The 20,277-nt window shown below is 73.7% G+C and carries 17 protein-coding genes; 7 read left to right on the top strand and 10 right to left on the bottom strand.

The features are described 5' to 3' along the window. Positions 1-2,109 (top strand): FUSC family protein, encoded by a 2,109-nt coding sequence (locus AB0P35_RS15555; protein ID WP_363510938.1) that lies wholly within the window; start codon positions 1-3, stop codon positions 2,107-2,109. Positions 2,110-2,120: 11 nt separating this feature from the next. Then, a complete protein-coding gene (locus AB0P35_RS15550) occupies positions 2,121-2,783 on the top strand; it encodes a TrmH family RNA methyltransferase (protein ID WP_363511047.1) in 663 nt (220 codons plus the stop codon). 10 nt (positions 2,784-2,793) lie between these two features. On the opposite strand, the gene AB0P35_RS15545 is transcribed toward AB0P35_RS15550, so the two are convergent. The 5 genes from AB0P35_RS15545 to AB0P35_RS15525 all read right to left on the bottom strand — a co-directional run bounded on the left by AB0P35_RS15545 (position 2,794) and on the right by AB0P35_RS15525 (position 9,164). Beyond that, on the bottom strand, positions 2,794-4,080 hold the full coding sequence (locus AB0P35_RS15545; RefSeq protein WP_363510935.1) for a peptidoglycan-binding protein: 1,287 nt from the start codon (positions 4,078-4,080) through the stop codon (positions 2,794-2,796). A 66-nt stretch (positions 4,081-4,146) separates the two neighbouring features. Continuing rightward, positions 4,147-5,097 carry a pyridoxamine 5'-phosphate oxidase family protein gene (locus AB0P35_RS15540; protein WP_363510932.1) on the bottom strand — a complete coding sequence of 317 codons (951 nt, stop codon included), beginning with the start codon at positions 5,095-5,097 and terminating at the stop codon, positions 4,147-4,149. Positions 5,098-5,105: 8 nt separating this feature from the next. After that, positions 5,106-5,579: a VOC family protein gene (locus tag AB0P35_RS15535; RefSeq protein WP_095873810.1), complete on the bottom strand. Its 474-nt coding sequence runs from the start codon at positions 5,577-5,579 to the stop codon at positions 5,106-5,108. A 117-nt stretch (positions 5,580-5,696) separates the two neighbouring features. Beyond that, positions 5,697-6,779 carry an XRE family transcriptional regulator gene (locus AB0P35_RS15530; protein ID WP_363510928.1) on the bottom strand — a complete coding sequence of 361 codons (1,083 nt, stop codon included), beginning with the start codon at positions 6,777-6,779 and terminating at the stop codon, positions 5,697-5,699. Positions 6,780-7,013: 234 nt separating this feature from the next. Beyond that, positions 7,014-9,164: a protease pro-enzyme activation domain-containing protein gene (locus AB0P35_RS15525; protein ID WP_363510925.1), complete on the bottom strand. Its 2,151-nt coding sequence runs from the start codon at positions 9,162-9,164 to the stop codon at positions 7,014-7,016. Positions 9,165-9,363: 199 nt separating this feature from the next. Here AB0P35_RS15525 and AB0P35_RS15520 point away from each other — a divergent pair, with 199 nt between their 5' ends. Then, positions 9,364-9,921, top strand: coding sequence for a CGNR zinc finger domain-containing protein (locus AB0P35_RS15520; protein WP_363510922.1), 558 nt, complete (start codon positions 9,364-9,366; stop codon positions 9,919-9,921). Positions 9,922-9,959: 38 nt separating this feature from the next. On the opposite strand, the gene AB0P35_RS15515 is transcribed toward AB0P35_RS15520, so the two are convergent. Next, on the bottom strand, positions 9,960-11,444 hold the full coding sequence (locus AB0P35_RS15515) for an FAD-dependent monooxygenase (RefSeq protein WP_363510919.1): 1,485 nt from the start codon (positions 11,442-11,444) through the stop codon (positions 9,960-9,962). A 104-nt stretch (positions 11,445-11,548) separates the two neighbouring features. Here AB0P35_RS15515 and AB0P35_RS15510 point away from each other — a divergent pair, with 104 nt between their 5' ends. Then, positions 11,549-12,766 (top strand): dolichyl-phosphate beta-glucosyltransferase, encoded by a 1,218-nt coding sequence (locus AB0P35_RS15510; protein WP_363510916.1) that lies wholly within the window; start codon positions 11,549-11,551, stop codon positions 12,764-12,766. 73 nt (positions 12,767-12,839) lie between these two features. On the opposite strand, the gene paaN is transcribed toward AB0P35_RS15510, so the two are convergent. The 3 genes from paaN to AB0P35_RS15495 all read right to left on the bottom strand — a co-directional run bounded on the left by paaN (position 12,840) and on the right by AB0P35_RS15495 (position 16,590). Continuing rightward, complete coding sequence (paaN, locus tag AB0P35_RS15505) at positions 12,840-14,540, bottom strand: phenylacetic acid degradation protein PaaN (protein WP_363510914.1); 1,701 nt, start codon at positions 14,538-14,540, stop codon at positions 12,840-12,842. A 120-nt stretch (positions 14,541-14,660) separates the two neighbouring features. Beyond that, positions 14,661-15,950: a hypothetical protein gene (locus AB0P35_RS15500; protein ID WP_363510911.1), complete on the bottom strand. Its 1,290-nt coding sequence runs from the start codon at positions 15,948-15,950 to the stop codon at positions 14,661-14,663. Positions 15,951-16,083: 133 nt separating this feature from the next. Beyond that, entirely contained in the window at positions 16,084-16,590 is a 507-nt protein-coding gene (locus tag AB0P35_RS15495; protein WP_095873802.1) for an RICIN domain-containing protein, read from the bottom strand. A gap of 235 nt (positions 16,591-16,825) precedes the next feature. On the opposite strand from AB0P35_RS15495, the gene AB0P35_RS15490 reads away from it, so the two are divergent. After that, positions 16,826-17,410, top strand: a complete 585-nt coding sequence (locus AB0P35_RS15490; protein ID WP_363510908.1) for a TetR/AcrR family transcriptional regulator — start codon at positions 16,826-16,828, stop codon at positions 17,408-17,410. 113 nt (positions 17,411-17,523) lie between these two features. Here AB0P35_RS15490 and AB0P35_RS15485 read toward each other — a convergent pair whose 3' ends face one another. Beyond that, entirely contained in the window at positions 17,524-17,988 is a 465-nt protein-coding gene (locus AB0P35_RS15485; protein ID WP_095873801.1) for an Lrp/AsnC family transcriptional regulator, read from the bottom strand. 196 nt (positions 17,989-18,184) lie between these two features. Here AB0P35_RS15485 and pdhA point away from each other — a divergent pair, with 196 nt between their 5' ends. Together pdhA and AB0P35_RS15475 are read left to right on the top strand one after the other, a co-directional pair. Further along, positions 18,185-19,279, top strand: a complete 1,095-nt coding sequence (gene pdhA / locus AB0P35_RS15480; RefSeq protein WP_095875534.1) for a pyruvate dehydrogenase (acetyl-transferring) E1 component subunit alpha — start codon at positions 18,185-18,187, stop codon at positions 19,277-19,279. Next, positions 19,279-20,274: an alpha-ketoacid dehydrogenase subunit beta gene (locus AB0P35_RS15475; RefSeq protein WP_363510905.1), complete on the top strand. Its 996-nt coding sequence runs from the start codon at positions 19,279-19,281 to the stop codon at positions 20,272-20,274. Before pdhA ends, AB0P35_RS15475 begins: the two co-directional genes overlap by 1 nt. Positions 20,275-20,277 lie beyond the last annotated feature (3 nt).

Genomic DNA, 20,277 nt, shown 5'->3' with positions numbered 1-20,277 from the left:
ATGCCCTGGTCCGTCGCACTTCGGGAGACCGCGAAGGCCGGACTGGTACCGGCCCGTGAACTCTCGGACCCGCGGCGGGCCGTGCGCGGGGCACTCGCCGTCGCCCTGGTCGTCTTCCCGGTCCTGGCGGTGGCCGGTACCGGCCCGGCCACGTCCGCCGCGATGGGCGGCTTCATCGCCGGTACCGCGACCTTCCAGCGGACCTTCCGCCCGCGCGCCTCGATCGCCGTCGGCGCCGGCCTCGGCCTCGGCATCAGCACCTTCCTCGGCTACGCCGCCGTCGGCGTCCCCGGTGCCTTCCCGGTGCTGCTCGCCGTCTGGTCCTTCGCCGCCGGGATGATCTGGGCCGTCGGCCCGACCGGCGGCACCGTCGCCGCCACCACCATCTCCGTGATGCTGGTCGTCGTCCAACTGCCCGTCAGCCTGATCACCGCGCTCGGCCACGGCCTGCTCTGCGCGCTCGGCGGCGCCGTCCAGGCCCTGGTCACCCTGCTCTGGCCGGTCGACCGCTGGCGCGGCCACCGCGACGCCCTCGCCGACACCTACGCCGAACTCGGCGACTACGCCCGCCGGCTGCGCTACGACCCGGTCGCCGGCATCGACCCCGAGCCCTTCATGACCGCCCGCCGGGCCGGCGCGCTGACGAACTGGCAGGCCCGGCACCGCCCGCCCGAGATGCGCGGCCTGCGGGCCGTCGCCGAGCACATCAGGCCCACCCTCGCCGCCCTCGCCGACCCGGCGGTCGGCGCCCCCGCCGACGGGCCCGGACGCGACCTGGCCCGTGAGATCCTCGCCGCCGCGGCCGAGTTCCTGGACGCCGTCGCCGCCGCCGTCCGGGCCGGCGAGGCCGTCCGGCCGCCGAGCACCACCCCCGCGCTCACCCTCGCCGAGGCCGCCGAGAGCCCCGAGCTGACCGGTGCCGCCCGCCGCGCCGCCAAACGGCTCGCCTCCCAGCTCTCCAAGGCGGCCGGCGCGCTCGACCGGCAGGACCGCTCCGTCGTCCAGACCGCCCCGCAGCTGCGCCGCCCCTCGCTGGTGAAGATCGTGCCGGTCGGCTTCCAGACCGTCCGGCGGCAGCTGCAGCCGCGCTCCGCGGTCTTCCAGCACGCCGTCCGGATGTCCGGCGTGGTCACCCTCTCCTACCTGGCGGCCCGCCCGCTGGGGCTGCACCACGGCTACTGGGCGCCGCTGACCGCCGCCATGGTGATGCGCCCAGACTTCGCGCAGACCTTCAGCCGCGGGGTGGCCCGGCTCGCCGGCACCGTCGCCGGGGTGGTCGTCACCACCGCGGTCGTCCAGCTGCTGCACCCGGGCGCCTGGCTCTCCACCGCCCTCGCCGTGGTGTGCATCTGCGGCGCCTACCTGACCATCCGCACCGGCTACGCGTTCACCACCGCCTGCGTCTCCTCCTACGTGGTGTTCCTGCTCGGCCTGCAGGCCGACCCACTGGAGACCGCGGTGGAGCGCGTCCTGCTCACCCTGCTCGGCGGCGCCATCGCCCTCGGCGCCTACGCGCTCTTCCCGACCTGGCAGACCGCGCGGCTCGCCGAACGGCTCGCCGAGTGGATCGCCGCGGCCGGCCGCTACGGGGCGGCCGTGCTCGAGGCGTACGGCGACCCGGCGGGCCGCGACGACCGAGGGGTGCGGGACGCCCTGCTCGACTCCCGGGAGGCCCGCGCCGAGCTGCTGGAGGCGATCGAACGGGCCGACGCCGAGCCCGTGAAGCACGCCGACCGGCTGCCCGAGATCAGCCGCAAGCAGCTCGACAAGGCCCGCACCGCGGTCGGACTCCTCGCCCGCAGCGCGGTCCTGCTGGAGGCCCACCTGCCGGGCCGCGACAGCCCGCGCGTCCCCGGCGCCGCCGACTTCGCCGAGGAGCTCAAGTACGCCACCGCGATCGCCGCGGCCGGTGTGCTGATCGGCGAGACGGTCGACTTCTCCGGGCTGCGCGAGGCCTACGCCCGCTGGGACGGTTATCCGGTGGGGTCGGCCATCCCCGGGTACGAGGACCGCACCGCGGTCGCCCGCGCGGGGGCCAAGATGATGCTGCAGGCGCTCGGCGACCTGGAGAAGGCCGTCCGGCCGCGCCGCGTACCCTCGGGGACGTGAGCGACACCGGAGTGCCCCACGCGGGCGAGCAGTACGACGACGCCTTCGTGACCGCCGACGACCGCGAGATCGGCGTCGGCCCGCACCCCGCGCCGTGGCCCGAGGGCGGCCACTGGGACCACGAGCTGCTGGCCGCCGGCGACCGCCGCAACGTGGTGGACCGCTACCGGTACTGGACCCGCGAGGCGATCGTCGCCGACCTCGACACCCGGCGGCACGGCTTCCACGTCGCCGTGGAGAACTGGCAGCACGACTTCAACATCGGCTCCGTGGTGCGCACCGCCAACGCCTTCCTGGCCGCCCAGGTGCACATCGTCGGCCGGCGTCGCTGGAACCGGCGCGGCGCCATGGTGACCGACCGCTACCAGCACGTCCGTCACCACGACTCGGTCGCCTCGCTGGCCGCCTTCGCCGCGGCCGAGGGGCTGCCGGTGATCGGCGTCGACAACCTGCCCGGGGCCGTCCCGCTGGAGACCTACGAGCTGCCGGAGCGCTGCGTGCTGCTCTTCGGGCAGGAGGGCCCCGGGCTGACCCCGGAGGCCTGGGAGCACGCCTCCGCGGTCTGCTCGATCGCCCAGTTCGGCTCCACCCGGTCGATCAACGCCGGGGCGGCCGCCGCCATCGCCATGCACTCCTGGGTCAGGACGCACGGCGCGGCGGTCGGCCGCCCCTGAGCGAGAGCCGCTAGCCGAACAGCAGCCGCCAGGTGTGCGGCCCGGGGTAGCCGTCCGCCTCGGCGCCCTTCCAACCCTGGGCCAGTTGGAACGCCTCGACGTTGCGCCGGTCGCTCTCGGTCCACTCCGGGCTCGGCCCGACGGTGTACCAGGTGCCGAACCCCTTGCCGACCAGCTGCCTGCCGAGCAGCTGCACGGCGGCGTCGACCCGGCCGGGGCCGAAGTCGGCCGTGCCGGGGAAGGCGGGGGCCGGCGCCCCCGGGATCCGCGGCACCGGCGGCACCGTGGGTACGGTCGGGGGCGGCGGCAGCGGCGCCTCCGGCGGGACGTCCCGGCCGCGGCCTGCGACCAGCAGCGCCCAGGTGTCCTTGCCGGGGGCGCCGTCCGCCTCCGCGCCCGTCCAGCCCTGGGCCTGCTGGAACGCCTCGGTCGCCCGGCGGTCCGCGTCGCTCCAGACGGAGTCCGGCGCCTCGGTGTAGAAGCGTCCGGCGCCGCGCTTCACCAGCAGCTCGCCCAGCCGCTTGACGTACGGGTTGCTCTGCCCGCGGCCGAACCACGTGAGTCCGGGGAAGGCCTCCTCGTCCGTCCCGGTGGAGATGCCGCGGTAGCGGTACGGCAGGTACTGGCCGGAGTGGCTCCAGTAGGCGTACGGGGTGGCCCGCTTGATCGTGTTCGGGCTGGTCTGCTCGTACGCGGTGTACTTGGTGTGCGACGAGTCCGTCCAGCCGCCGAAGAGCACGGCGTGCGAGCCGCCCTGCGGGTTGGCCGAGTCGTTGTAGATCAGCGCGTCGCCCGGCTGCAGGTCGTCCTTGCCGATCCGGTCGGCGAAGTTCGGCAGCGTCCAGGTCGTCTGACTGCTGCCCAGGCCCCAGGCCATGGAGATGAAGCCGGAGCAGTCCTGGCGGTAGCCGTCGGACCAGTACCGGCTCATCGAGTACGGCACCTTCTGGTCCACCCAGCCCTGGGCGCGGGCGACGATCTCCTCGCTGGTGGTGGTGGGCAGCACGGCCATGGCGCGCGGCTGCTCGGCCTCGCCGCCGAACGGGCCGGTGATCTCGCCCTGCGGGGTGGTCGGGGCCGGGCTGTCCGTGGCGGCGGCCCGCGGGGCGGCGGCTATCGCGCCGGTGGCGCCGCCGAGGGCGGTGCCGACCGCTGCGACCAGGACGGCGGCGCGGCGGGCGCCGCGGGCGGCCGGCCGGGCGGCCGGGGTGCGGGCGGCGTGCAGCCGCGCGAGGTGGCGGGCGCCGCAACCGGGGCAGTCGCAGCCGCCGTCCGGCTCGACCTCGGTGAACTCCATCAGCACGGTGGATCCCTTTCTCCTGATGCGGGAGAGGGATGTGTTCCACCGTCAGCCGACGGAATATCACCTGATAGGTAACAAAATATGACAAGTCGGTGAAGTGTTGGGCCGCGAGGGTGGAGGAGGGCCCGGGTTCGTCAGCGGCGCGGGAGGGGCAGCGCGGGGGGAGAACTCCGGCGGGGTCCACGCGAAGGGGGTGGCGTGCGCGAGCTCGACGGTCCGGTGGACGGTGTAGTCGACCGCCGGGGCGGCCGGATCCGACCAGTCGACCTCGGCGCGGCCGGTCAGCAGCAGGGCGCCGCCGGTGTCCCAGTCGGGCAGCAGCAGCCCGGCCGCCGGGTCGAGCTCCAGGTTGCCGAGGCTCATGAACATGCTGTTGCCCGTGTACTCGGCCCAGCGCAGCCGGTCCGGACCCAGCACCTCCACGAAGCCGGGGAAGCCGCCGCGGTGCGAGGCGTCCACCCGGCCGTCCGGGCCGGCGGTGGCCAGGAAGAAGGTGTCGGCACTGGCCACGGCGAGCTGCTGGGCCAGGGCCAGCCGGTCGCCGGCGACGGCGGCCGGCGCGGCCGCCGGGAGCTCGCGGGGGCTGCGCCGCTGGATGTACTTGGGGCAGTTGGCGTACACCTGCTCGGCCGTGATCCGCAGGCCGTCCGGGCCGTGCGGGACGGAGCGGCCGTTGAGCCGCATCCGGCGCCGCCCGGCCGCGTCCAGCGCGATGGTGCCGACCTCGGCCGGCCCGGCCAGCACCTCGGCGAGCGGGTCCCCGGGCACCGGGCGGGCGGCCACCAGGACGGCGTGGTCGCCGTCGGCGCGGACGAAGCCGGGCGGGCCGGCGAGCTGGGTGGCCCAGAGCCGGCCCGCCGGGTCGGCGGCGGCGACCACGATCGTCCGCCGCTCGGTCAGGAAGCGGGCGGCCACCGGCGGGACGGTGCGGCCGATCGACCGGCCGGTGTGGTCGGCCCGCTCCTGCTGCCCGGTGCGCCGCTGCACGGCGCGCTCGCCCGCGTGCCACATGGCGTGTCCTAGAAGAATCCGCAGGTGGGGGCGGTGGCATCGGGGGTGGTGGCATCGGTTTCGGCCACCCCGGTGAGGGTGAAGATCTCCAGCCGGATGCCGTCCGGGTCGGTGAAGAAGACGCCGCCCGAGTCGGCGCCCTCGCCGTGCGGCACGACCCCCTCGTGGGCGAACGCGGCGCCGAGTTCCTTGAGGACGGCCTCGGCGGCCCGGACCTCCTCGACGGTGTCCACCCGGAAGGAGAGGTGGTGCAGGCCGGGGGAGCCGGGGGCGAAGCTGCCGGTGCTCTGCTCCCAGAGGGTGAGTACCAGGGTGCCGTCCCGGCCGAGCAGGGCGTAGCGGCGGCCTTCCTCGCCGCTCTCGGCGGCCACGTCGAGGCCGAGCAGGCGTCGGTAGAAGGCGACCGAGCGGTCCAGGTCGGTGACGTTGAGCCCGACGTGGCCGGTCTGCAGGGTGCGCGGGGCAAGGGCGGCGGTGGACACGACGCATCACTCTGGAAGAGGGGACGGCCCGGTCGTCTAACCGGTACTTCCGGAGAGTACGGGTTAGACGATCGGGGCGCAAACCGGTGTGGGGTCGTATGACGGTTAGATAATCCGCTACTCCCACTGCCAGCGGATGCCGACCTGCCCCGGGGGCTGGTCCGGCGCCAGCACGTGCGCACTGGCCGAGGCGCCGATCCACAGCTGCTCGCGCTTGCGGTCGACCTCGGCGCAGGGCTCGCGCTCGAAGCGCTCGCAGTGCGCGGGCACCGCGTGCGGGTCGAAGTGCACCTGCAGCACGTACTCGCGGACCGGCACCGCGAAGAAGCGGCCGTAGTCGGTGGTCGGGCCGGTGTCGGGGATGTCCACCTCGTACTCGAAGACGGTGGAGTCGCCGAGCGCGAGCGGGCGGTCCAGCAGCAGCTCGGCGACGAGCAGACCGCTCTCCGGGCGGCGGCGGACCCGGCCCAGCCGGGCGTGCCGGACGGAGGTGATCTCCGGGCAGCCGGCGGCGCCCTCGTCCGCCTTGTGCACCACCACGCAGCGGGCGACCCCGCCGATCGTCGCCCGCACCACCTGGCGCATCCTCAGCAGGTGGCCGCGGCGGTTCGCGTCGACGAAGTACGAGTCGTGGATGGAGAGGCGCTCCAGGTCGCCGGTGGGCGGCGCGTCCAGCTCCTCGAAGACCTCGGCGATCTCCTGCTCGCCCGGCCAGACCTGGTCCACCCGGAGCGCGTCGTGGGTGGTCGGGGCGATCCAGCGGCCGCGCGGGCGGGGCGGGCCGAGCAGCGAGGAGAGCGTGCCGCGGCGTAGCGTCAGCAGCTCCTCCAGCAGGTGCACCGCGCGCAGCGAGGCGGCCCGCTCGGGCTGGCTGCGGCCGCGGCGCCAGTAACTGAGCGTCGTGACACTGATCCTGACGCCCTGGTGGGCGAGTGCGGCCCTGATCCGGTCCAGACTGAGGCCGCTGGCCTCGATCGCCGCGTTCAGCACCTCGGCGAAGCCGAGGCTGCCGGCGGCCGGGGCCTGCGGTGCCGGTTGGGGCGGGACCTGGGCCGGGGCCTGCGGCGGCACGGGCGTGCGGGCGGGCGCGGGCGCCGCGGCCCGTTCGCCGGCCGGCCGCGGACGGCCGTACGCCGGCCCCGCGTCACGCTCACCGACCAGCCTGAGACGTCCCGCGTGCTGCGGTTGCTGAGAACTCATCCGGAAACCTCCCCCACCAGGCGAGTTCGGCGGCGTCGGCCCAGCGTTCCGTGAGCGGGCTGCCACACCGAGCTGGGGGCACACCCTACGCACCGTCGAGAGGCTACGTCATCAAGTAGGACATATGACAGTGGTCACGACAAGAAAGTCCCGGTTCACGGCGGATAGAAACACAGCCGCAACAGTGCGGCCGGCGCGGACCGGAAGGGTCCGCGCCGGCCGGGTCTCAGCAGGTCAGGAGACGGCGAGCGCGGTGTCGTCCACGACGAAGCTGGTCTGCAGCGAGGAGTCCTCGGTGCCGCTGAACTTCAGCGTCACGGTCTGCCCGGCGAAGGCCGACAGGTCGAAGGACTTCTGCACGAAGCCGCTCGCGGCGTTGGCGTTGGAGTAGGTCGCCAGCGTGGTGGAGCCGGCCGTGACGGTCAGCTTGTCGTACGCGGTGCTGCCGGTCTCGGCGGTGTCCACGTGCAGCCAGAAGGTGAAGGTCGCCTTGCAGCCCGCCGGGACGGACACCGTCTGCGAGAGCGAGTCGGTGTGGGCGGAGCCGTAGCCGTTCATCCACGCCTTCCAGGAGCCGGAGTGCGCGGCCTCGGAGGCGCTGTTGTCGACGACGCCCGAGGAGGCCGTCCACGGCGAGGCGGTGCCCGTCTCGAAGCCGGCGTTGCCGAGCAGCTGGGCCGAGGTGCAGCCGCCGGTGGGCGGCGGGGTGGTGCCGCCGCCGAGCAGCGAGGTGGTCAGCGAGTCGGCGATCGGGGTGCCCCAGCCGGTGACCTGGTCGTAGCCGGCCTTGGTGGAGAAGTCCTGGTTCTTGCCGGTGGTGACGTCGTGCAGCACGCTGCCGTAGCTGCTCGAGTTCGCCAGCGAGTAGAGCTTGGGGTTGGCCTCGCCGAGCACCGCCTGGCCGGCCGCCTTGGCCTTCTGGTTGTACAGCGCGGTGTAGCCGGACCACAGCGGCGCCGCGGCGGAGGTGCCGCCGTAGACCTGCCAGCCGCCGGTGGTGTAGATCGCGAAGCCGCTCGCCGGGTCGGCGTTGGAGGCGATGTCCGGCACGGTGCGCATGGTGCCGGTGACACCGGTGCCGGTCTGCCAGCTCGGCTTGGCGAACTGGGTCGAGACGCCGCCGCCCGCGGTGCTCCACGCGCTCTCCGAGGAGTACGCGGTGCCGCTCACCTTGAGGTTGGTGCCGCCGACACCGGTGTTGTACGGGCTGGACGCCGGGAAGTCGACCGCCTTGACGGAGGAGCCGCTGGTCGAGCGGGTGCAGTCGCGGGAGCCGTCGTCGCCGGAGGCCGAGAAGATCGAGATGCCCTGGGCGGCGGCCTGCTTGAAGGAGTTGTTCACCGCCGTCATCGAGGACGCGGTGGTGTCCGGCTCGCAGGAGCCCCAGGAGATCGAGATGACCGACACCCGGTTGTCCGCCACGATCTTGGCGGCCATGTCGATCTCGCCCTGGTCGCTGTTCGGGGCCTCGTAGACCAGCTGGGTCGCCTTGGGGGCGACACCGCGGACGATCTCGCTGTCCAGCTCGACCTCGCCCTGGCCGTCGCCCGGCGCGGAGTCGTAGTTGGCGCCGTCCACCGAGACGGTCGACACCGCCGGGCCGCTCAGGCCGTACTGGCTGTCGTAGGTGCGGAGGTTGGACGAGCTGTAGCCGTCGAACTCCCAGAGCGCCACCGTCACTCCGGTGCCGTCGGCGCCGACCTTGTCCAGCCGGTACGCGCCGTCGTACTGCGCCGGGGAGAGTCCGCTCGGCGCCGCGTGCGGAGCCGCCGCACTCGGCTTGACCGCCCGCGAGGTGCGCACGGTGTGGTTGTCGAGGCCGGAGACGCCCTCGACGGTGCCGGCCAGCTCGGCCGGGACGGTGGCCGCGGCGTCGTTGGCGTAGAAGGTGCGCCCGCCCTGCTGCGGGTCGCGGTACGAGCTCTCGTGGGTGCCGAAGGCCTTGGCGATCTGCGCCGCGGTGCCGCGCACGTTCACCACCTGGCGGTTGGCGCTCACCGAGTCGACCGTCAGGCCCTGGCCGGTGAGGAAGGCGCGGACCTTCGCCACGTCCGCCTCGGTCGGCCCGTACAGCGCGGTGAACTGCGCCGGCGTCAGGTAGTGGCCGTACTCCGGCGTTCCGGGCGTACCGACCGCCTTCAGGAAGCGGTCGAGGTCGGCGGTGTTGCGCAGCTTCAGGTTGACCGACACGGACAGCGCCCGGTCGGCGGGCAGGTCGCCCTGCTTCTGCGAGCGGGCCACCGCCGGGGTCACGGTGTTCGGCAGGGCCACCCGGGAGGCGGCCTGCGGGGTCGGTGCGGCCTGGGCGGTGGAGACGCCCAGCGAGGCCACGGTCAGGGGCAGGACGGCTATGGCCGCGGAAAGAGCGAGCGAGCGGGGTCGCACGGGGTCCTCCGGAAGGTGTGGGGCGTTCCGGGTTCGAAAACGCTTGCACGAAGTTCTCAGAAAGCGCCCAGAAAAGGGCCCATGCGGCAGCAATCGCTTGCTAAAAAACAGTCAAGTGTGGAATCGGAATCCATCAACAGAATGGATGTGAATTCATACAGTGAATGGCTCCGGGTGGCCGCGCACTACACTCGGCGGCATGGCTGACCCTCGCGACCCGCGACCGCTGATCGGCGAACCCCTCGCCCTCGATCTGCTGAACACCCGCTGGCGCGACGCCGGGCAGCAAGACCTCCTGGCCGACCTCGACGGCTACCGCATCTGGCTCTCCTCGGCCGGCCTCGCCGACCGCTGCCCCGCCGACGAGGCCTCGCTGGCCGCCGTCCGGGCCGCCCGCGATGCCCTCGACCTGCTGGTCGACGACCCCGGCTCCGCCGCGGGCACCGCCGCGCTCAACGCCGTCCTCGCGCACGGCGCCCTCCGCCACAGCCTCACCGCGGACGGCCCCGCCGAGACCGCGGAGACCGACACCCCGCAGCAGCTGGCCGCCTGGCTCGCCGCCGACGACTACCTCTCACTGCTGCGCCGCGGCGCCCACCGCATCAAGCGCTGCGCACACCCCGCGTGCATTCTGCACTTTTTCGACACATCACAGAACGGGCGCCGCCGCTGGTGCTCCATGGCGGTCTGTGGAAACCGCTCGAAAGCCGCCCGCCATTACGAGCGGACCACCCGGGCGGAATCCGCCGCACGCTGAGGGCCGCCCGGGCGGGCGGCCCTCAGCGCTCACCACCGCTACGGACGGGAGGGCTTGCCCAGCCACTGGGTCAGCGCCGCGCGGACCTCGGACCGGCTCGGGTCGACCGCCGCCCAGGCCGCGTAGCCGTCCGGCCGGACCAGCAGCACGGTGTCCCGCAGCTTGCCGTGCGGATCGGCCGGCGCCGCCGTGACCACCCGCCCGGCCCACTGCTCGGCCGCCGGCTGCTCGTCGTTGGAGACCAGCACCGCCCGGCCGCCGCGCAGCGCCTCGTACAGCCGCGGCGCGCCGCCCGGCTCGTCCACCGCCAGCCGCAGGTCCGGGATCCGCCGGCCGGCCAGCGGGTGCGCCTCCCCCGCCGGCGGGTACGCCACCGCCAGGCCGGAGACCGTCCGCGCGCCGAGCCGGGTGATCGGGCCGAGCCGGTCCGCCGCAGCGGTCAGCACGCCGCCCGCCACCCGGGCCGGCAGGGACTGTGCCAGGGCCACCCGGATCAGCGCGCCCGAGCTGCGCAGCACGGCCTTCCCGACCGGGTGACGCTCCGTCTGGTACGTGTCCAGCAGCGCGTCCGGGGCCCAGCCCTGCACCGCGGCCGCCAGCTTCCAGCCCAGGTTGGCGGCGTCCTGCAGGCCGGTGTTCATGCCCTGCCCGCCGGCCGGCGAGTGGCAGTGCGCCGCGTCGCCGGCCAGGAACACCCGGCCGGAGCGGTAGGTCGGCACCTGGCGCTCGTCGCTGTGGAACCGCGAGGACCAGCGGATGTCGTGCAGGCCGAAGTCCGTGCCCAGCACCGCGCGCAGCAGCCCGGTGAGCTCGGCGGGGTCGACCGGGGCGGCGTCGGGCAGGCTGCGGTGCCGTTCCCAGGCGATCACGCGGTACCAGCCGTCGCCGAACGGCGCGACGAAGGCGAAGCCGGCCTCGTCAGCGCCGACCGTGAGCACCTCCTCCGGTGCCTTCTCCAGCCGGGCGTCCGCCAGCATCACCGAGTCCACCACCGAGGTGCCGGGGAAGGGCAGGCCCAGCAGGTCGCGGACGGTGCTGTGCACGCCGTCCGTGCCGACCGCGTAGGCCGCCCGGTGCGGGGCCGTCCCGTCGTCCTCGCGGACGTCCAGGCGCACCCCGGCGGCGTCCTGCCGCAGCCCCACCACCTCGGCGCCCCGCCGGATCACCGCGCCGGCCTTCAGCGCCCGCTCCTGCAGCAGCCGCTCGGTGTTCGACTGCGGGGTGATCAGCACGAACGGGAAGCGGCTCGGCAGGTCGCCCAGGTCCACCCGCAGCCGGCCGAACAGCCGCAGCGAGGACAGTGCCGCGCCGGTCGCGATCAGGTCGTCGGCCAGCCCCCGGGCGTCCAGCTGCTCCAGGGTCCGGGCGTGCACCGCGAACGCCCGGGTGAGGTTGGACTCGGCGCCGCGCTTCTCCAGCACCGTCACCCGGACCCCCGCCGCCGCCAGGTCGCCGGCCAGCAGCAGCCCGGTGGGCCCTGCGCCGACGACCACGACATCGGAGTCGAGCTGCCTGTCAGCCATGTGTCATCTCCCGTTGGTGGTACGGCGAGCGGCCCGCGCGGTTCTCAGTCCGCTCTCAGGCTCCCATCATCCCGGGCCCATCCGCCGCTGTGAGCCTCTTTGCCATGACAGAGCCCGCAACGATCCTGGCCGACAACCCTCCGGGCGGGGACAAGGTACGGACGAGCCTGGTCGAGGTGGTCGTCCCGGTCTACAACGAGGAGCACACCCTGGAGCGGTGTGTCCGGCGGCTGCACGCCTACCTCGCGGAGACCTTCCCCTACCCCTACCGGATCACCGTCGCCGACAACGCCTCCACCGATGCCACCTGGCAGGTCGCCACCGCGCTCGCCGAGGAGATCCCCCAGGTCACCGCCGTCCACCTGGACCTCAAGGGCCGCGGCCGCGCGCTGCGCCAGGTCTGGGGCGACAGCGACGCCGACGTCGTCGCCTACATGGACGTCGACCTCTCGACCGGACTGGAGGCCTTCCTCCCGCTGGTCGCACCGCTGCTCTCCGGCCACAGCGACCTCGCCATCGGCAGCCGGCTGCACCGCGGCTCGGCGGTCGTCCGCGGGCCCAAGCGGGAGTTCATCTCGCGGACCTACAACCTGCTGCTGCGGGCGACCATGGCGGCGAAGTTCTCCGACGCCCAGTGCGGCTTCAAGGCGGGCCGCACCGCGGTGGTGAAGCAGTTGCTGGGCGAGGTCGAGGACAACGCCTGGTTCTTCGACACCGAGCTGCTGCTGCTCGCCGAGCGGTCCGGGATGCGGATCCACGAGGTGCCGGTCGACTGGGTCGACGACCCGGACAGCCGGGTGGACATCGTGCGCACCGCGCTCGACGACCTCCGGGGCATGGCCAGGGTCGCCCGCCGCTCGCTCTCCGGCGGCGGCGCCGTGCCGGCGCCGCGGCGGCCCGGGCAGGACCGGCTGCCGCCCGGCCTCGGCTGGCAGTTGGCCAGCTTCGCCGTGGTCGGCACGCTGTCCACGCTCGCCTATGTGCTGCTCTACCTGGGGCTGCGTCAGCTGGTGCCGGCGCTGGCCGCCAACTTCCTCGCGCTGGCCGTCACCGCGGTCTTCAACACCGCCGCGAACCGCCGCTTCACCTTCGGGGTGACGGGCCGTCGGGATGCTCTGAAGCACCAGATCGAGGGCGGCATCGCCTTCGTCATCGGGCTGGTGCTCAGCAGCGGGGCGATCGCGCTGCTCGGGGCGGCCGCCCCGGACGCCGGGCACTCGGCCGAGCTGGCCGCGCTGGTCGCCGCCAACGCGCTGGCCACCCTGGTGCGCTTCCTGCTGCTGCGGGTGTGGGTGTTCAACCCGCGGCGGGCCCGCCGGTGAGGCGGACCCGGAACGGCGGACGGCCCGCCCCCACGGTGCGGGGGCGGGCCGTCGTGCCGTGCCGGACGCCGGATCAGGCGTGCCGGCGGACCTCCACCGTGCGGAACCGGCCGGCGACGAACGCGCCGTCGCAGTAGGCCGAGTTGGCGGCCGGGTTGGCGCCCGTGCCGTGCAGGTCGGAGAAGGCGGCGGTCTGGTTGACGTACACCCCGCCGGTGAGGTTGAGCGAGAGCGAGACGCCGGTGTCCAGGCAGGCCTGGACGAGGGCCTGCTCCACCACGGGGGAGGTGGTGTAGGCGCCCACGGTCATCGCGCCCTGCTCACGGACGCTGCGGCGGAGCAGCTCGATGCCGGCCTCGGTGTTCTCCACCGCGACGGTGAAGGAGATCGGGCCGAACTGCTCGCCGAGGAAGGACGCCCGGTCGTCCGGCTTGTCCGCGTCGGCCTTGACCAGGGCGGGCGTGCGGATGGTCGCGCCGGGGAACTCGGCGGACTCCACCTGCCGCGGGGCGAGCGCGAGTTCGCCGAACTCGCCGCCGGCCGCCTGCGCGGTGCGCTGCAGCACGCCCGGGTTGACCACGGCGCCGAGGATGGCGGCCGCGCGGGCGTCGTCCGAGAGCAGCCCGTTGATCGCGGCGGCCAGGTCGGCGACCACGTCGTCGTAGGACTTGTCGCCCTGGTCGGTGCTGATGCCGGTGCGCGGGATCAGCAGGTTCTGCGGGGTGGTGCACATCTGGCCGCTGTACAGCGAGAGCGAGAAGGCCAGGTTGTTGAGCATGCCGCGGTAGTCGTCGGTGGAGTCGACCAGCACGGTGTTGACGCCGGCCTTCTCGGTGTAGACGAGGGCCTGGCGGGCGTTGTCCTCCAGCCAGTCGCCGAAGGAGGTCGACCCGGTGTAGTCGATGACCTTGACCTCGGGGCGGACGGCCAGCACCTGGGCGGCGGTGCCGCCCTCGTGCTCGGCGGCCAGGCAGACCAGGTTGGGGTCGAAGCCGGCCTCGGCGAGCACCTCACGGGCGATCCGGACGGTCAGCGCCAGCGGCAGGACGGCCCGCGGGTGCGGCTTGACCAGCACCGCGTTGCCGGTGGCCAGCGAGGCGAAGAAGCCGGGGAAGCCGTTCCAGGTCGGGAAGGTGTTGCAGCCGATCAGCAGCGCGGTGCCGCGCGGCACCACGGTGAACTCCTTGACCATCTGCAGCGGCTCGCGCTTGCCCTGCGGCTTCGTCCAGCCGGCGCTCTGCGGCAGCCGGGTCTGCTCGGCGTAGGCGTACGCGACGGCCTCCAGGCCGCGGTCCTGGGCGTGCGGGCCGCCGGCCTGGAAGGCCATGCCGAAGGCCTGGCCGGTGGTGTGCATCACCGTGTGCGCGAACTCGTGCGAGCGGGCGTTGATCCGGGCCAGGATCTCCAGGCAGACGGCCGCCCGGGCCGCCGGGCCGGCCGCCGCCCACGCCGGGCGGGCGGCCTCCAGGGCCTCGATCAGCGCGCCGGGCTCGGTGTGCGGGTAGCTGACGCCGAGCTCGATGCCGTACGGGGAGGTCTCCCCGCCGACGAGGTCGCCGTCGGTGGGCTGGCCCTCGACCGTGAAAACGCTGCCGAGCAGGGCGTCGAAGGCCGCCTTGCCGTCCTCGGCGCCGGTCTCGCCGTACGCCTTGGGGAACTCGGGGTACGGCGACCAGTAGTCGCGCTCGGCCATCGCGGTGAGCGCGCGGTCGAGGGTGTCCTGGTGGCGTTCGATCAGGTCGGCGACCTTGGGGTCGGGGGTCGCAGCAGCCATGGTGCGCTCCTCACAGGGGCGGGCGGGACACCCCAAAGAGTAACCGAACGATCGGTCGGGACAAGAGGGCGCGACGGTCCGCCGCCCGGACACCGGTCGTCGGTGCGGAAAGCCCGGCTGTTACGGAATGCCAAGCTCGAAGATCACGTAGCCGGCGTACCAGCCGGACGCGGCGCCGGCCACGCCCAGCACGGTCGCCAGCGAGACCGGGTTGAGCCGGCGCAGTGCGAGTGCCACCGGGATCGTCAGCGGGAACACCGGCACCACGAAGCGCGAGAGCGTGCCGAACATCTGCTGGCTGCCGAGCGCCAGCACCAGCGTCCCCAGTGTGTAGACCACCAGCACCAGCGGCGGGCGCCGGGAGAGGAACGGCACCAGCAGGCAGGGCAGCGCGAACAGCACCAGGACGGCGACCAGGTCCTCGGTCGGGTACGGGAAGAGATAGGCCGTCTCGCCGATCAGGATGTTGGAGACGGCCTTGGTCGTGTAGGCGCCCCAGTCGAAGAAGTGCAGCCAGCCGTACCGCTGCAGCGTCAGGTAGCCGTCGAGGTGGCCCATCCGCCAGCCCACCCAGCCGATGTAGCCGAGGAAGCTCAGCGGGGGCAGCAGGATCGCGGTCAGCGGCCCGGCGACGCCGTCCCGGCGGCGGTACAGCGCCACCGCGGCGGCCAGCGCCACACCGGCGATCAGGGTCATCGACGTCGGCCGGCTCAACCCGGCGACGAAGGCCACCAGGGCGGCCTGCGACCACTGCCGGGTGATCGTGAAGTAGCAGGTCCACGCGGCCAGCGCCACGAACAGCGACTCGGTGTACACCGCCCACTCGACGCCTGCGCCGGGGAAGGCGCCCCAGACCGCCGCCGCGATCACACCGACCCGGTTGCCGCCGAGGTGGGCCGCGACCGCGTAGATACCGGCCGCGGCCACGAAGGAGGAGACCACCGAGACGAGCATCCCGGCGCCGTACAGGCCGAGGCCGGTGGTGTCCGACACCAGCCGGACGAGGCCCGGGTACAGCGGGAAGAACGCCGAGGAGTCCTGGTGGATCGGGAAGAAGCCGCCCGGGTCGGGGACCAGCTTGGGGTCGTAGCCGCGCTCGGCGATCTGCCGGTACCACCAGCCGTCCCAGGAGCCGACCACGTCCCAGGGGTGCGCCCCGCCGCCGAAGCGCGGCGACTGGCCGCGGTACTTGCCGGAGGACTCCAGCAGCATCATGAAGACCGCGAAGCCGATCAGCTTGACCGCGCCGTACAGCCCCAGCGCCGGCCCGAACCGCGCCGCCGCCGAGCGGAGCGCCCCGCGCCGCGGCTCGGGCGGCCGCAGGGCGCCGGCGGCGTCGTCGAGGCCGGCGGGTACCGGGTCGGCGGCGGGCCGCTGCCGGGGCACCGCGGTGTCAGGTATCGCGCTCATGGACGTCGGTCCTCCGTCGCCGGTCACACCGCCGCATGCGGGTGGCGCGACGGAGTCTACCGGCCGCCCCTGAGCGGCCCGAAGGCCCGCGGACGGCCGATCGGGGCACCCCGGGCCGTCCGCGGGCGGGGCGTCAGGAGTACCAGCGCTGGTCGCTGTTCCCGTTGCAGTCCCACTGCACGGCGAGCGTGCCGTTGGCCGTGCTCGCCCCGTAGATGCCGAGGCACTTGCCGGAGTTGCGGTTGATCAGGTGGGCGGCGCCGTTGCCCACCGAGTCGATGTACCACTGCTGGTCGGCGTTGCCGTTGCAGTCCCACTGGACCGCCACGGCGCCGTTCTTCGTGTCCATGCCGTAGATGCCGAGACACTTGCCGGAATTCGCGTTGGTGATGGTGTAGTAGCCGCCGCCGACACCGGAGTAGCTCCAGCGCTGGTCGGCGTTGCCGTTGCAGTCCCACTGCACGGCGTCCGTGCCGTTGTCGGTGGATCCCCCGTAGACGCCGAGGCACTTGCCGGAGTTGGCGGGGTGCAGCGGGCCGGCGACCAGGGCGGAGGCGGTCGGGGCGGTCGCCAGGGCGGCGCCGCCGGCGAGCACCAGGCCGACCGAGAGGGTGGCGGCACGCCGCATCCAGTTCGTCATGAAAGGACCTTTCCGGTGATGGGTCAAAGGAAATGCAGAAGGACCCGTTCCGGATTTCCGGTTCGTTCACGTCCCCCCGAGAAATGGACACTAGGCGGCCCGGTAGGGGTGGAACACAGGAATTTCGGCCAGCCTGGAGAACCCCGGGCGGAGCGTGATTCCGCGGTTGCCCGCGCGGCCCGCCGCGGCCACCCCGGGCTGAGGCGGCCCCGGGCCGGCGGGGATACTCGTGCCCATGGCCGAGAACACCCCCCGCACCGCCTACACCGTCGACTCGCTGCTCGCCGTGACGGTCCGGGTCTTCAACGAGCGCGGGTACGACGGCACCTCGATGGAGGACCTCTCCCGGGCGGCCGGGATCTCCAAGTCCTCGATCTACCACCACGTCCGCGGCAAGGAGGAACTGCTGCGGCTGGCCGTCGGGCGCGCCCTGGACGCCCTCTTCGCCATCCTGGAGGAGCCGGCCGCCGTGACGGGCCGGCCGGTGGACCAACTGGAGCACGTGGTGCGCCGCACCGCCGAGGTGCTGCTCGCCGAACTCCCCTACGTGACCCTGCTGCTGCGGGTCCGCGGCAACACCGTCACCGAGGAGTGGGCGCTGGAGCGCCGCCGCGACTTCGACCACAGGGTCGCCGAACTGCTCCGGGCCGCCGTCACCGCCGGCGAGCTGCGGTCGGACGTCGAGCCCCGGCTGGCCACCCGGCTGCTCTTCGGCATGATCAACTCCATTGCGGAGTGGTACCGCCCCGGCACCCGCGGCGCGGACGGCGTCGCCGACGCCGTCGCCCACCTCGCCTTCGACGGCCTGCGGGCCCGCTGAACGCGGCTCTGAGGGCAGTGCATCAGGGGCACCGGGGGCCACCTCCCGGCCGACGGCTGCGCAGTTCCCCGCGCCCCTGAGTGGTCGCCCCCGGACCACTGCGCCCGCCGGGCTCACGCGTCCGGCGGCACCTGGTCGGTCTCCTCGAACACCAGCATCGTCTGGGTACCCAGCACGTCCGGGATCGCCTGGATGCGGTTGAGCACGAGCTCCCGCAGCGCCCGGTTGTCCGCCGTGTGCACCAGCATCAGCACGTCGTACTCGCCGCCGACCAGCGCGATGTGCGCCACCCCCGGCAGCTCCAGCAACTGCTCGCGGATCGACCGCCAGGAGTTCTGGACGATCTTCAGCGTGATGTACGCGGCGGCGCCCTGGCCGGACTTCTCGTGGTCCACCCGCGCGGTGAACCCGCGGATCACGCCCTCCTCGACCATCCTGGAGATCCGGGCGTACGCGTTGGCCCGGGAGACGTGCACCCGCTCGGCCACCGAGCGGATCGAAGCGCGGCCGTCCTGCTGCAGCAGCCGCAGGATCGCACGGTCGACACGGTCGAGCCTGGACGTCTGTTCAGCCGACATGGCCCCCCACCCTCCCTGATTGGACACGCTGCCTCCAGTCGACCCCCGATATGGCCGATTGTCCACCACCCTGTCGCACATCTGGTCAAGATGAACAGACAACCGAACAATCGGTAGGGAGCCCCCATCACCCCGGAGGTGCCCCGAGATGACCGTTCTCGACCACCGACACCAGGCGGCCGCGGTACCCGGCTGGATGCCCGGCGCCACTGCCCCGCGGACCGACCCCGCCCCGCTGCTGCCGGACGACTCCCCCTTCCGCGTCCTGGGCACCCCGGCCCTGGACAAGACCGACCCGGCGCTGCTCCGCGAGCTGTACCGCCGGCTGGTCGTCGGACGCCGCTACAACCAGCAGGCCACCACCCTCACCAAGCAGGGCCGCCTCGCCGTCTACCCGGCCACCACCGGCCAGGAGGCCTGCGAGGTCGCCGCCGCGATGGCCCTGCAGGACCGCGACTGGCTGTTCCCCAGCTACCGCGACACCCTCGCCGTCGTCGCCCGCGGCGTCGACCCGCTCGAGGCCCTCACCCTGCTGCGCGGCAACGCACACACCGGCTACGACCCGCGCGCCACCCGCACTGCCCCGCTCAGCACCCCGCTCGCCACCCAGGCCCCGCACGCGGTGGGCCTCGCGCACGCCGCCCGGCTGGCCGGCGACCCCGTCGTCGCCCTCGCCATGCTCGGCGACGGCGGCACCAGCGAGGGCGACTTCCACGAGGCGCTGAACTTCGCCGCGGTGCTGCACGCCCCGGTCGTCTTCCTCGTCCAGAACAACGGCTACGCGATCTCCGTGCCGCTCACCCAGCAGTCCGCCGCGCCGACCCTGGCCCACAAGGCGGTCGGCTACGGCATGCCCGGCCGGCTGGTCGACGGCAACGACGCCCCCGCCGTGCACGCCGTCCTCACCGAGGCCTTCGAGCGGGCCCGCAGCGGCGGCGGCCCCACCCTCGTCGAGGCGCTCACCTACCGCGTCGAGGCGCACACCAACGCCGACGACGCGACCCGGTACCGCACGGACGACGAGGTCGCCGCCTGGCGCGAGCACGACCCGATCCTGCTGATGGAGCGCCACCTGCGCCCGCTCGGCATCCTCGACGACACCCTCGTCCAGGAGGCCGCCGACGAGGCCGAGGCGCTCGCCGCCCGGATGCGCGCCGAGTTCCACGAGGACCCGCAGCTCGACCCGATGTCGCTCTTCGCCCACGTCTACGCCGAGCCCACGCAGCAGCTGCGCGAGCAGGCCGCCCAGCTCGCCGCCGAACTGGCCGCCGAGGCCGAGGTGCACCACTGATGACAACGGTTGTCTCCGCCCGCACCAGCACCATGGCGCAGGCACTCAACGCGGCGCTGCGCGACGCCATGCAGGCCGACCCGACCGTGCACGTCATGGGCGAGGACGTCGGCCGGCTCGGCGGCGTCTTCCGGATCACCGACGGCCTGACCGCCGAGTTCGGCCCCGACCGCTGCCTGGACACCCCGCTCGCCGAGGCCGGCATCCTCGGCACCGCCGTCGGCATGGCCATGTACGGCCTGCGCCCGGTCGTCGAGATGCAGTTCGACGCCTTCGCCTACCCGGCGCTGGAGCAGTTGTTCTCGCACGTCGCCAAGATGCGCAACCGCACCGCCGGCAAGCTGCCGCTGCCGATCACCGTCCGTGTCCCCTACGGCGGCGGCATCGGCGGCGTCGAGCACCACAGCGACTCCTCCGAGGCCTACTACGCGCAGACCCCCGGCCTGCACGTCGTCGCCCCGGCCACCGTCCAGGACGCCTACGGCCTGCTCCGCGAGGCCATCGCCTCGGACGACCCGGTGGTCTTCCTGGAGCCCAAGCGCCTCTACTGGGGCAAGGCCGAGTGGGACCCGACCGCGCCGGTCGAGCCGATCGGCAAGGCCGTGCTCCGCCGCACCGGCCGCTCCGCCGCACTGATCACCTACGGCCCCTCGCTGCCGGTCTGCCTGGAGGCCGCCGAGGCCGCCAAGGCCGAGGGCTGGGACCTCGCGGTGCTCGACCTGCGCTCGCTCGTCCCCTTCGACGAGGAGACCGCCTGCGAGGTCGTCCGCTCGGTCGGCCGCGCGGTCGTCGTCCACGAGGCCACCGGCTTCGCCGGCCCCGGCGCGGAGATCGCCGCCCGGCTCACCGAGAAGTGCTTCCACCACCTGGCCGCCCCCGTGCTGCGGGTCACCGGCTTCGACATCCCCTACCCGGCGCCGATGCTGGAGCACCACCACCTCCCCGGGGTGGACCGGATCCTGGACGCGGTCGCCCGGCTGCAGTGGGAGGAGTGACGT

It is taken from the genome of Kitasatospora sp. NPDC085879, assembly GCF_040686255.1.
GTDB lineage: Bacteria > Actinomycetota > Actinomycetes > Streptomycetales > Streptomycetaceae > Kitasatospora.
The sequence above is the reverse complement of the archived record's forward strand: the minus strand, read 5'-3'. Positions and strand labels throughout refer to the sequence as shown.